The sequence below is a fragment of the Crassaminicella thermophila genome (genome assembly GCF_008152325.1).
Classification (GTDB): domain Bacteria; phylum Bacillota; class Clostridia; order Peptostreptococcales; family Thermotaleaceae; genus Crassaminicella_A; species Crassaminicella_A thermophila.
In genome coordinates this window covers 764697-779021 of record NZ_CP042243.1, presented here as the reverse complement: position 1 = coordinate 779021, position 14325 = coordinate 764697, and the positions used below count along the sequence as shown (strand labels likewise).

General features: G+C 30.8%; 8 protein-coding genes. 1 reads left to right on the top strand and 7 read right to left on the bottom strand.

Translation table 11 applies throughout. The features are described 5' to 3' along the window. Positions 1 to 66 precede the first annotated feature (66 nt). Positions 67 to 1479 (top strand): alanine/glycine:cation symporter family protein, encoded by a 1413-nt coding sequence (locus tag FQB35_RS03515; protein WP_408625456.1) that lies wholly within the window; start codon positions 67 to 69, stop codon positions 1477 to 1479. Between the two features lie 30 nt (positions 1480 to 1509). Here the strand turns inward: FQB35_RS03515 and FQB35_RS03510 are convergent, their stop codons facing one another. From FQB35_RS03510 to FQB35_RS03480, 7 genes are all read right to left on the bottom strand, one after another. Further along, positions 1510 to 5778, bottom strand: a complete 4269-nt coding sequence (locus tag FQB35_RS03510; RefSeq protein ID WP_148808670.1) for a 2-hydroxyacyl-CoA dehydratase — start codon at positions 5776 to 5778, stop codon at positions 1510 to 1512. Between the two features lie 27 nt (positions 5779 to 5805). Continuing rightward, on the bottom strand, positions 5806 to 6423 hold the full coding sequence (locus tag FQB35_RS03505) for a TetR/AcrR family transcriptional regulator (RefSeq protein ID WP_148808669.1): 618 nt from the start codon (positions 6421 to 6423) through the stop codon (positions 5806 to 5808). A gap of 98 nt (positions 6424 to 6521) precedes the next feature. Then, a complete protein-coding gene (locus FQB35_RS03500; RefSeq protein ID WP_148808668.1) occupies positions 6522 to 8900 on the bottom strand; it encodes a glycogen/starch/alpha-glucan phosphorylase in 2379 nt (792 codons plus the stop codon). Between the two features lie 8 nt (positions 8901 to 8908). Then, on the bottom strand, positions 8909 to 10387 hold the full coding sequence (gene malQ, locus FQB35_RS03495) for a 4-alpha-glucanotransferase (protein WP_148808667.1): 1479 nt from the start codon (positions 10385 to 10387) through the stop codon (positions 8909 to 8911). 31 nt (positions 10388 to 10418) lie between these two features. Then, positions 10419 to 12581: a TIM-barrel domain-containing protein gene (locus tag FQB35_RS03490; RefSeq protein ID WP_408625455.1), complete on the bottom strand. Its 2163-nt coding sequence runs from the start codon at positions 12579 to 12581 to the stop codon at positions 10419 to 10421. Between the two features lies 1 nt (position 12582). Further along, the gene (locus tag FQB35_RS03485; RefSeq protein WP_148808665.1) at positions 12583 to 13401 is read right to left on the bottom strand and encodes a carbohydrate ABC transporter permease; all 819 of its coding nucleotides are present in this window, start codon (positions 13399 to 13401) and stop codon (positions 12583 to 12585) included. Beyond that, the gene (locus FQB35_RS03480; protein ID WP_148808664.1) at positions 13401 to 14264 is read right to left on the bottom strand and encodes a carbohydrate ABC transporter permease; all 864 of its coding nucleotides are present in this window, start codon (positions 14262 to 14264) and stop codon (positions 13401 to 13403) included. Before FQB35_RS03480 ends, FQB35_RS03485 begins: the two co-directional genes overlap by 1 nt. Positions 14265 to 14325 lie beyond the last annotated feature (61 nt).

Here is a 14325-nt window from a genome sequence, read left to right as displayed (position 1 = left end):
ATTATTTTCTGTTACAATTATTAAGAAATTGTAATAAATAAAAAAAATGAAAGGAAGTGAATTTTAATGGTGAATTTTTTAGAGCATATCGTCAGCCTAGGTAATACCATCCTTTGGTCTTATGTTCTTATTGCAATGCTTATTGTTCTTGGCCTTTATTTTACTGTAAAATCAAATTTTGTTCAATTCCGTTTCTTTAAAGAAATGTTTTGCCTTCTTACTGAAGGGGCAAGTAAATCTGTTTCGGGTGAAAAGAAAAAAGGAGTTTCCTCTTTTCAAGCTTTCTGTATTAGTACTGCATCACGTGTTGGTACTGGAAACTTAGCAGGGGTTGCCATCGCTGTATCTGTTGGGGGTCCTGGAGCTGTATTTTGGATGTGGTTAATTGCTTTAATTGGTGCTGGATCAAGCTTTGTTGAAAGTACTTTAGCACAAATCTATAAAGTAAAAGATGAAAATGGCTATAGAGGCGGTCCTGCATACTATATGGAAAAAGCTTTAAACGCAAGATGGATGGGAATTATATTTTCTATTTTAATAACATTATGCTTTGGTCTTGTATTTAACTCTGTACAAGCAAACACTATTACATTTGCATTTGAACAAGCTTTTGGTATAAACAGACTTATGGTAGGAATAATTATTACAATTATTACAGGTTTGGTAATTTTTGGTGGAATAAAGAGAATTGCAAAGGTTGCTGAATTTATAGTACCTATTATGGCTACCGCTTATGTATTAGTTGCTGCCTTTATCATCATAAAAAATATTTCTGCTATTCCAACAATATTCAAACTTATTATAGGTAGTGCTTTTGGAGTTAAGCAAGCTGTTGGTGGTGGAATTGGTGCAGCTATGATGATGGGTATTAAAAGAGGTCTTTTCTCAAATGAAGCAGGTATGGGAAGTGCTCCAAATGCTGCTGCAACAGCTGAAGTAACTCACCCTGTAAAACAAGGACTTATTCAAACATTAGGTGTATTCACAGATACTTTGTTAATCTGTAGTGCTACTGCATTTATCGTATTATTATCAGGAGCTTATACAACAGAAGGATTAACAGGAATTCAGCTTACACAAACAGCTTTAAGCTCACAGGTTGGTGCTTGGGGAAATACCTTTATAGCTTTTTGTATATTCTTATTTGCATTTAGCTCTATTGTTGGAAACTACTATTATGGAGAATCAAATATTGAGTTTATGAATGGAAGCAAAACATGGTTATTTGTTTATAGAATAGCCGTAGTATTGATGGTTTTATGGGGATCTCAATCTGCAATCCAAATCGTTTGGGACATGGCAGACTTATTCATGGGAATGATGGCTTTCATTAACTTAATTGCAATCGCAATGCTTGGAAAAATAGCTTTTGCAGCTTTAAAAGATTATGCAAAGCAAAAGAAAGAAGGAAAAGACCCTGTATTTTATGCAGACAGTATTAATGGCCTTAAGAATGTAGAATGCTGGGAAAGAAAATAAAATTTAAGGACTTCTGATTCAGAAGTCCTTTTATTCTAATAAAGCTAATGCTACTTCTTTTTTCTTATCCATTTTATCTAAATTTTTAAATGCCACTGAAAGCATTAGTTTAATACGATTTAGTTGATTTACTTCACTAGCACCTGGGTCATAATCTATAGGTACAATATTAGCTGATGGATAACTTCTTCTAAGCTCTTTTATCATTCCCTTTCCTGTAATATGATTAGGAAGACAAGCAAAAGGCTGCAAACAAACTATATTTTCAGTACCACTTTCAATTAGCTCAACCATCTCTGCAGTTAAAAACCATCCTTCTCCCGTTTGGTTACTTAAAGATAAATGCTTTTTTGCAGCTTCTGCCAACGTATGAATATCTTTTGGTGATTCAAATCTTTCACTTTTTTCTAATGCATCTTTCATCTCTTTTCTATAATATTCTATTCCCTTTATAGTAATGTCTCCCATTAACATACCTAAAAGGCTTCCTGATAACTCTTTATATTTTACTTTATAATCAAAAGCACAATATAATAGAAAATCAATCAAATCAGGCATTACTACTTCTGCTCCTTCAGCTTCTAATAAATCAACAATATTATTATTAGCATCAGGATGGAATTTTACTAATATTTCTCCTACAATTCCAACCTTAGGCTTTACTAAATCCTCATGAATTTCTAAGTGATCAAATTCTTCAACCATTTTATAAATATTCTCTTTAAATTCTTTTCTTCTAGCATGTATTAAAGATTTTTTACATCTTTCTACCCAATAATTATATAACTGATTAGAAGATCCTTTTATTTTTTCATAAGGTCTTACCCTATATAAAAGTCGCATCAAAAGGTCTCCATAAACTAATCCCTGCATTACATTATTAAGCATGGCTGGTGTTATTTTAAATCCAGGGTTTTTCTCAAGACCTGCTGCGTTTAGTGAAATAACAGGTACCTGCTCCATACCTGCATCTTTTAATGCCTTTCTAATAAATGCAATATAGTTTGTTGCCCTACATCCTCCTCCTGTTTGAGAAATCATTACAGAAGTATTATTTAAATCATACTTACCTGATTTTAGAGCATTAATAATTTGCCCTACTGTAACAATAGCTGGATAACAAGCATCATTATTTACATATGTTAACCCTTCATCAATAGCCGTTTTACTTACCTTCTCCAAAACCTCAACATTGTATCCTGCCTTTTTAAATGCAATGTCTAAAAACTGAAAATGAATAGGAGACATCTGAGGAACTAATATTGTATGTTTCTTTTTCATATTCTTTGTAAATATTATTCTTTCTTTGTTTTTATAAAGCTTTCTTGGCTCAAAATTTTTCTTATCTCTTTCATTCATCGCTGCAATCAAAGATCGAATACGAATTCTTACTGCCCCAAGGTTATTTATTTCATCTATTTTAATTAATGTATATATCTTTCCATACCTTTCTAAAATTTCTTGTACTTGATCAGTTGTAACTGCATCTAGTCCACAGCCAAATGAATTTAGCTGAACAAGCTCTAAGTTTTTATCCTTTGCAACATACGTAGCAGCTGCATAAAGTCTTGAGTGATATACCCACTGGTCTACTACACGAAGAGGTCTTTCAGGCTTTGTAATATGACTTATTGAATCCTCAGAAATAACAACAAATCCTAATGATTGAATCATCTTATCAATTCCATGATTTATTTCTGGATCTATATGATATGGACGACCTGCTAATACAATTCCTTTTAAATTATTATCTTTTATATATTCTAATGCTTCTTCTCCTTTTTTCTTTATATCTTGTTTATATTTATCCAATTCTATATAGGCTTTTTTAAGTGCCATTATTATCTCATTCTTTGGAATACCCTCTTCTTTTAATTCCTCAATGAGGCGTTTCTCCATTCTCTTTGGATTATCCATAGGTAAAAATGGATGATAAAATTTAATATCTTTGCTTCTTACAATATCCATATTAGCATAAATCGTTTCTGCATAAGAAGTAACAACTGGACAATTATAATTATTGTTTGCTTCTTTATCCTCTTTTTTTCCGTATGGAATACATGGATAAAATATCTTTTTTATTCCTTTATTTACTAGATCCATTATATGACCATGTACCAGTTTTGCTGGATAACACACAGACTCAGAAGGAATGGTTTCCATTCCAAGCTCATAAATATACTTAGATGAACGGCCAGATAGTTCTACCCTATACCCTAACGTATTAAAGAAAGTAAACCAAAATGGATAATCTTCATACATATTTAGAACTCTTGGTAATCCAATAACGCCTCTTTTTGCTTTCTCTTTTGATAAAGGTCTATAACTGAACAATCTTTTGTATTTATACTCATAAAGATTTGGCATATTATTTTTCTTATTTTCAATACCTGCTCCTCTTTCACATCTATTTCCAGATATAAACTCTCTTCCATCAGAGAAATGATTGATAGTAATTAAACAGTTGTTTCCACATAATCCACATCGTTTCATAGAGGTTTTTGTTTTGAAGTTTTCTAGCTCTTCTTCTTTCAGTAAAGTAGTTTCATAGCCATCTTCAAAGCGTTCCCTTGCAATCAATGCTGCACCAAATGCTCCCATGATCCCAGCAATATCTGGTCTGACAACCTCTTTTCCAATGATTTTCTCCAAAGAACGAAGAACTGCATCATTGTAGAAGGTTCCCCCTTGTACAACGATTTTTTCTCCTAAATCTTCTACTCTTCTCATTCTTATTACTTTATATAAGGCATTTTTTATAACAGATATGGAAATACCAGCTGAAATATCTGTAAATTCCACTCCTTCTTTTTGAGCTTGCTTTACTCTTGAATTCATAAATACAGTACAACGGGTTCCAAGATCTACAGGATTTTTTGATTCGATTGCTTTCTTTGCAAACTCCTCTACATCCATTTTTAATGAATTAGCAAATGTTTCAATAAAAGAACCACAGCCTGAAGAACAAGCTTCATTTAGCATAATAGAATCGATAGCCCCATTATTGATTTTTAGGCTCTTCATATCCTGCCCGCCAATATCTAAAACAAAGTCTACACCAGGTAAAAAAAAGTCTGCTGCCTTATAATGAGCAACTGTTTCAATTTCTCCTATGTCAATTTTAAGGGCAGCTTTTATTAAATGCTCTCCATAACCTGTTACAGCAGAATTTACAATTTTTATTTTTTTATTCATTTTTTTATACATATCTTTTAATGCATAAATACTAGATTCCAAAGGCTTCCCCATATTACTTCCATAATAAGAGTATAATAATCCTCCATCTTCATCTACAAGTGCTACTTTTGTTGTAGTAGATCCTGCATCAATACCTAAATAAGCAGCTCCTTCATAACTTTTTATATCTACTCGTTTTACTTTATGTAATGAATGTCTTTTTTTAAATTTTTCATAGTCTTCATTATTTAAAAATAATGGCTCAAGCTTCTTTTTTTCTTCATGATTTGTCATATGTATCCTTGGTACTCTCTCATATAAACACTCAGAAGGAATAGGTTCTTCATTTATAGAGGACAAGGCAGCTCCTATTGCTACAAAGTATTGTGAATCCTCAGGAAAAATAACCTTTTTATCTTCTAAATTTAAGGTATCTATAAATCTATTTCTAAGCTCTGATAAAAAATGCAGGGGCCCACCTAAAAAAGCTACATTTCCTCTAATAGGTCTTCCCTGTGCCAACCCACTAATAGTCTGATTTACAACAGCCTGAAATACAGATGCTGCAATATCCTCTTTTGCTGCTCCTTCATTTAACAATGGTTGAATATCTGTCTTTGCAAATACTCCACATCTAGATGCAATAGGGTAAATAATTTTGTGTTTTTTTGCTAATTCATTTAATCCTGATGCATCCGTTCTAAGAAGTGCAGCCATTTGATCAATAAATGCCCCTGTACCACCAGCACAGGTTCCATTCATTCTCTGTTCAATGGATTCTCCCAAATAAGTAATCTTTGCATCTTCTCCACCTAACTCTATTGCTACATCTGTATTTGGAATTATATTTTCAATCGTGTTAGTACAAGCTACAACCTCTTGAATAAATGGCATTTCTAATTTTTGTGAAATATTAAATCCTCCAGAACCTGTAACCATTACTGTTACAAGATTTCCTCTCAATATAGATCTTACATCTTCAAATATTGAAGCAACAGTATTTTTTATATCTGAAAAATGTCTTACATACTTTTTGTAAAGAACATTTGCTTTATTATCTAAAATAACCATTTTTACTGTTGTTGACCCAACATCAAGTCCCACATTGAGAACTTTTCTCATTCTTACTAATCCCCCTATTTCTTTAAATTAATCTATCTTTACACTTTCCCAAAAGAAATCAATATGTTCTTTTACTAATTTATGCTTATCAAACGTATTTTCATCACTTGAAAGAAGATATTCAAGGTTAATAAAAAATAAAGGTGCTAAAAATTCATTTGCAAGTATCTGTGGATCTTTTTCTTTCATAATACCCAATTTAATCATATTCAAAAAAATATTTTTAAGCATAATTTTTCCATTTTCAAATAGGTCTTTTTTTACTAACTCCTTTGCACGGCTATCTCGAAACATTTCCATAATAATAATTTTTAGAAATTTAGAGCGTTTTGTATCTTTTGAATAGCCCATGAAGCGATCAGCAATTGACATTAATAATCCCTTTGGATTATTCTTTATATTTTCAAGCTCTATTTCTTTTAAAAAGTCCTTTCGAACAGAATCTATTTCAATATAAAACAATGTTTTTAAGATATCATACTTTCCACTAAAATGATTATATATAACACTTTCACGAAATCCTGCTTCTTTGGATATTTGTCTTACAGAAGTAGCACTAAATCCGTTTTTGGAGAACAATCTTAAAGAAGCTTCTAATATTTTTAGTTTTGTACCATTTCCATCCTCTTTCATCTTGTTCTTCATGCTCACTCCCCTTTTTAAATTATAAAAATCAAATAACGAGCGTTATTATTATATATAATAACGCTCGTTATTTTTTATGTCAAGAAATCATATAATTATTAACTGTCCCTAATTGCTTTAATGTTCCAAATTTCTTTTGCATATTCTTCAATGGTTCTATCGCTGCTAAATTTCCCTGCATTTGCTATATTCTTCAAGCATTTTTTAGCCCATCCTAATCTATCTCTATAAGCCTTATCAACCATTTTATGAGCTTCTCTGTAATCGTCAAAATCTCTAAATAAGAAATAATTATCTGGTCTATGCCAGCTCGCTCCCTTAAGCAATGAATTATAAAGTTCTTCAAACATTCCTGTTTTATCATCATCAAAGGTTCCATCTATTAATGTATCTACAACCCTTTTTAATCCTGAGACTTTTTCATAATATTCTATCGGATCATAAGTCTCCTTAATTTTTTCTATTTCTTCTACTCTAGCACCGAATATGAAGTTATTTTCTTCTCCTGCTTCTTTTACAATTTCTACATTTGCTCCATCATAGGTACCTAGGGTAGGAGTTCCATTAAGCATAAATTTCATATTTCCTGTCCCTGATGCTTCCTTTCCTGCTGTAGATATTTGCTCAGAAATGTCAGCTGCCGGGAATAATTTTTCTGCATATGAAACCCTATAATTCTGAACAAATACAACCTTAATTTTTCCATCAATCTCACTATCATTATTTATAAGTTTTGCTATTTCATTGATAAACTTTATAATCCCCTTTGCTCTAAAATACCCTGGTGCTGCTTTAGCTCCAAATATGAAGGTTCTAGGAAGTATATCCATTTTAGGATTTTCTTTTAATCTATAATACAAATCTAAAATATGAAAAGCATTTAATAATTGTCTTTTATATTCATGCAATCTCTTTATTTGTATATCAAATATAGAATTTGGATCTATACATATTCCTTCATTAGCATAAATATAATCTGCTAATTCTTCTTTCTTTTTCTTTTTTATTTCTAAAAATCTGTTTAAAACCTTCTCATCATCTAAATACTTTTCTAACTCCTTTAAAATAGAAAGATCCTTTATCCAATTATCTGTTCCTAATAGCTCTGTAATCATTTCTGATAATTCCTTATTGCATAGCTTAAGCCATCTTCTTGGTGTAATTCCATTTGTCTTATTTTGAAATCTTTCTGGATAAAGTTCATACCAATCTTTTAATTCTTGATGTTTTAATATTTCTGTATGAAGCTTTGCAACCCCATTTGTTGTATGAGTTCCATGTATAGCTAAATGAGCCATCTTAATCATATCATCAGCTATAATTCTCATACTATTAATTTTATTATTTGAATATCCTTTTTCCTTTAACTGAATAACAAATCTTTTATCTATCTCTTTTATAATCTCATAAATTCTTGGTAAAATTTCTTTATAAAATCCACTCCACCACTGCTCTAGGGCCTCTGCTAAAATCGTATGGTTTGTATATGAAAATGTATTTTTTGTAATTTCCCAAGCTTTTTCCCAAGATAGTCCTTCTTCATCTATAAATATTCTCATAAGCTCTGGAATAGCAACAACAGGATGAGTATCATTTAACTGTATAGCGTGATAATCAGAAAATATTTCGAAATTTTTTCCAAATTTTTCTTTGTGTTTTTTTATTAAGTCCTTCAATGATGCAGATACAAAGAAGTATTGCTGTTTCAGCCTTAATATCTTTCCTTCATTTTTAGAGTCATTTGGATAAAGTACTCTTGATATGTCCTCTGCCCTGTTCTTTTCCTTTACTGCTTCATCATATTCCTGTTCATTAAATAATTTAAAATCAAAATCCTTTATAGGTTCTGCTTTCCATAATCTAAGTTTATTTATATTTTTAGTGTCATATCCAATAATTGGTGTATCATAAGGAACAGCCTTAACAGCACCATCAGAAAATTCAACTATTACGGTATCTTCACTACGTCTTACAGACCAAGGATCTCCATATTTTAACCAATTATCTCCTTCTTCAACCTGAAATCCATCAACAAACTTTTGTTTAAAAATTCCATGACTATATCTTATTCCATAACCCGTAACTGGTAAATTCATAGTTGCACAAGAATCCATAAAGCATGCTGCAAGTCTTCCAAGTCCTCCATTTCCTAATCCTGCGTCTTCTTCAATTTCTTCTATAAGGTTAATATCTATATTCATTTCATCTAATGCTTTTTTAACTTCTTCATAAATACCTAAGTTAATTAAATTGTTTCCAAGTGCCCTTCCCATTAAAAATTCTGCAGACAGATAATAAGCTTGCTTTCCTTTTTTATATAACTCTTCCGTTTCATTCCATCTATCAACTATATTCTCTATTAAAGCCTTAGAAACAGCATAGTATTTTTCATAACTTTCTGCTTTTTCTAGTATTTTACAAAACTCTAATTTTAAAATTCTCTCAATGCTTTCCTGAAATTTTTTTCTATCAAACATTAAGTCCCCTACCTTCCATATAATTTTGTCATTTCATAAATCTTTTTAGCTAACTGATCTGTTAAGTATTCTTTTTTCACTCTCCACTGCCAATTTCCACCTATTGTCGATGGAATATTCATTCTTGCTTCACTTCCTAATCCTAAAAAATCCTGCATCTGTGCTATTGCTAAATTTCCTACAGAACTCCATGCTCCCCTTATAAATCCCCAGTGATATCCTTCATCTTTATTTAGATTTAAATATTTAATCGCATAATCTACATCACTCTTTTTTGTATTTTTAAACCATCCTAAAGCCGTATCATTATCATGGGTTCCCGTATAAACTACACAATTTTTATCATAATTATGAGGTAAGTAGTCACTTTCTTCTCTTGTATCAAATGCAAATTGTAAAACCTTCATTCCAGGATATCCAGTTTCTTCTCTAAAATCTATAACATCCTGTGTTAAAAATCCTAAATCTTCAGCAATAATATCAATATCTCCTAATGCTTCTTTAATAGCCTTAAATAATTTCATACCCGGTCCTTTTACCCATCTTCCGTTTACTGCCGTTTCTTCACCATAAGGGATCTCCCAAAATGACTCAAATCCTCTAAAATGGTCTATTCTTAATACATCATATAGCTTATAGCTTTCCTTAATCCTATTTATCCACCAATCAAAACCTCTTTCTTCTAATAAGTCCCACCTATAGATTGGATTTCCCCATAATTGTCCAGTTTTAGAGAAAGCATCTGGAGGACATCCTGCTACCTTAATCGGTTTCTTTTCTTCATCTAATAAGAATATTTCACTATTTGCCCATGTATCTGCACTATCAGTAGCTACGTAAATAGGAATATCTCCTATAATCCTTATCCCTTTTTCGTTTGCATATTTCTTTAAAGAAATCCACTGTTTGAAAAACAAAAACTGTAAAAATCCCCAATAATTTATTTCTTCTTTTAATATTTCTTTATAATAGCTTACTGCTTCTTCTTTTCTTAGCTTAATATCTTCATCCCATTCCTGCCATGGCTTTAGATCGAATTTTGATTTTACAGCCATGTATAATGCGTAGTCTTCCAACCAAGCATTATTTTCTTCTTTAAATCTTTCTATGTCTTTTATATATTTTTCTTTTCCTTTTTCAAAAGCTATTCTTAAAACAAGCATTTTATTTTTAAATATTTTGTCATAATCTACCCTTTCTTCATCTATCCCAAAATCTAGATTATTATAATCCTCTTTTTTTAGGATTCCATCTTTTTCTAAAAATTCAATATCTATAAAATATGGATTTCCTGCAAAAGCTGAAAAGGATTGATATGGTGAGTCTCCATATCCAGTACTACCAATAGGCAGTATTTGCCAGTAGCTTTGTCCTGCTTTTACTAAAAAATCTACAAACTCATATGCTTCTTTTCCGAATGTTCCAATGCCATAAGGACTAGGTAATGATGTAATATGCATTAAAATACCACTACTTCTTTTAATCATATAGCTTCTCCTTTTTTCTTCAAAATTTTTATTACAAAGCTTTAGTAAGCTTAACTAAATTTCCATTTATATCTACTATCTCAAAATGTAATTTTTTCACAGCTTCATTTCCTCTATTATCAATCCTTATATGGTAATCTTTATCACTTTTTTCAATTTCAATAAATATTTCAGAGTAATTTCCTTTTTTATAATCATAGCTTTTTCCGTCATCATCATAATAAATATACTTTGCTTTATCTGTAACAAAAGCTATTACATATAATTCTTCATTGTCAAGACTTTCAACATTTTTAGAAGCTTTTCCTAAAACAAGCATTTTATTTTTTCTAATAAATATTGGAACTTCTCTAAAGCTAACATCTAAATACATATGTCCCTTTCTTACTACCTGATAGCTTCTATTCTTGTAATCATCCACCTTCCATAAAAGCATATCCTCTGGAAGATAAACATACCTTCCTTGTGCATTTTCTTCATAAATAGGACTAATCATTAAAGAATCTCCAACAAGAAGCTGATCCTCTACTTTCTTTGACATATTATCATCATATATAAATGATAAAGGTAAGAAATACATATCTTTATTAATAATAGCCTTCATATACTCTGAATAGATGTATGGTATTAGTGCATATCTTAAATTAATTGCACTTTTTATAATATTAATGCTATCTTTATCGAATGAAAATGGCTCCTGATTTCTTGTTCCCATTGCTGAATGATTTCTAAAAAGGGGCGTAAATAGACTAAATTGACTCCATCTTATAATTAACTGTGCATTTGCATCTCCATTAAATCCCCCTGTATCTGCACCACTATATAAAAATCCACACATATTTAAAGACGGCATCATCTTTATATTCAGAAGTATATGCTCCCACCAAGAATGATTGTCTCCAGTCCATATGCCTGAATAACGATGCATACCTATATATGATGATCTTGAGAACAATAAAAATCTTTTATTTGGAGCTATTTCTTCAAACCCTTCTGCTGCAGCCCGTGTCATATTGTATCCATATAAATTATGCACCTTATAATGATTTACAAATTCTCCATCTATCCTATGATAAAAGCTCTTATAATCATTAATGCTATTTGATAAATTAACAAAAGAATCCTTCAAGCTAAAGAATGTATATATATCTAGATTTTCATCTTCAGATTTTTTCGCATGCTCTATTGCATTTTTCAGTCCCCTATCAGTATAAAAAATTGCAGGCTCATTCATATCATTCCAAAAGCCTTCAATACCACACTCAATCAAAACCTTATATTTTCTTCCAAACCAACGTCTTACATCAGGATTTAAAAAATCAGGAAAATGAACTCTTCCTGGCCATACTGCAGCTACAAAAGGGGCTCCATTTTTATCTACACAGAAAAAATTGTTTTTTATACCTTCTTCATAAACAGTATAATTTTTTTCAATTTTTACCCCTGCATCAATTATAGGAATTAATCTAAAGCCTTTTTCTTTCATTTTCTGTACAAAATTTTTGAAATTCGGAAATCTCTCTTTACTAACTGTAAAATCTTTAAAATCTTCCATATAATCTATATCTAAATAAATAGTATCGCATGGAATATCATGCTTTAAAAAATTATTAGCTATCTCTTCTACTTCAGTAGAATTAACATAACTCCACCTGCACTGCTGATAACCAAAAGCCCATTTAGGCGGTACATATCCCTCTCCTATAATATTTAAAAAATTTTTAACAATATCTCTTAATTCATTCCCCTTTATAATATAGATATCTGCATTACAATCATCTACATAGATTTCTAAAAAATCCTTGTTTGTAAATCCAATGTCAAAGGTCACTTTTCCAGGATAATCTACAAAAACTCCAAATCTTTCCGATCCATCTATAATCAAAAAATTATGTGCACCATATAAAGATTTTTTATCTGGCGTATGAAGGGGATCATCTGAGCAAAATGACTCATATATTCCACCTCTTTTGTTAATTCCTCTTTGATTTTCTCCAAGCCCATATATAGTATCATCAGGATTCATTTTATATCTAAGCTTAATATTTTCCTCTTCACATATCTTAAAAGCTAAATCATTATTTTTTATTTCAATGCCTTCTTTTACAACTGCATCTGTACAAATTGGATTTCCAAACCTATACTTTATTACATCTTTGTTAATTTCATATATAATCACATTATCTCTCCTCATCCTATTTTATGGAACCCTGTGCAACGCCCTTAATAATATGTTTTTGTGCTATAAAATAGAATATTATAATTGGAATCATAGCAATTACAAGACCTGCTAAGGCTAAGTGCCATTGCTTTGAATGTTGTCCAAAGAAATAAAACATTTTCAATGGAATTGTATGCCACTCTGGTTTATTAATAACTAGTTGAGGGAGCAAAAAGTCATTCCATATCCACATTGTATTAAGTATACTTACAGTTACTGTTATAGGCTTTAGCAGTGGAAATATAATGTACCAAAATACTTGAAATTTATTACATCCATCAATAACTGCTGCTTCCTCTAACTCCTTTGGAATATTTTTAATAAACCCGTGGTACAATATAATGGACAAGCTAGATCCAAATCCTAAATACATAAACACAAGACCAAAAGGATTTAAAAGTCCTAATTTCCCCATAATATTTATAAGAGGCAACATTACAGATTGAAATGGAATAAGCATTGCAGCTGCAAATAGGAAAAATAAAAATGAACTAAATCTCGTTTTTGTTCTAACAAGCATCCAAGCTGCCATTGAAGCAAATATAATAATTATTATTGTACTAGATACTGTTATTAATAATGAATTTAAAAATGAATGTATAAAATCAAGTTCTTTAAAAGCTTCTACATAATTATTCGAAGTAAAAAACTGTCCAAAAGGAAGCTTCATTACATTTAAAAAGATTCCCTTTTGTGTTTTAAAAGAGTTTGTTAATATAATGTAGAAAGGTGACAAAAATAGAAGCCCCAAAAAAATCCCAAGTATCAAAAGCTTTGATCTATTTCTTTTCATTACATTTCCACCTCTCTTTTCTTACTGTAATAAATCTGTGTAAGCGATATTGCTGCTACTGTAATTAAAAATATAACAGCTTTTGCTTGTGCCAAACCAAATGCATTAAATTTAAAAGCTGTATTGTAAATATTCATTGCAAGCATTTGAGTAGAATTATAAGGTCCTCCTCCTGTTAATGAAAGGTTCTGATCATATAGCTTAAACGAATTCGATAATGTTAAAAATAATCCGACAGTGAAAGCAGGTGCAACCAAAGGTATAGTTATATGAATAAGCCTTTCCCAAGCATTTGCCCCATCTATCTCTGCAGCCTCCATTAATGACTCTGGTATGTTTTCTAATGATGCAATATATATAACCATCATATATCCTGCCATCTGCCATGACATTAATATAACAAGCCCCCAAAAGCCAGTTACTGGATCAGATAGCCACCCTTCCAAAAAGTTTAAATCAAGCATTCTTCCTAATCCATCAAATGCTTTTGTAAAAATAAACTGCCATACAAATCCTAAAATCAATCCTCCAATTAAATTAGGCATAAAAAATACACTTCTTAATAAATTACTTATTTTTAGTCCCCTTGTTACAAGTAAGGCTAAACCAAATCCCATTAGATTTATAGTTATAACAGATACAATAGCAAATTTAGCAGTAAAAATAAAAGCACTTAAAAAATCATGGTCTCTAAACACTTCTATATAATTTTTAAATCCTATCCAATCTGCAGTATTCCCTATTCCATTCCAATTTGTAAAAGAATAATAAATTCCCATAAACATCGGAACAATCACAACAATAATAAATGCAAACAAAATTGGTCCTATAAAAAAACTAAACCAAAATTTTGAATTCTTCATATTATCCTCCTTTATATATTATGGGGGCATATACCTTGGTATATATCCCCCATAAACATTT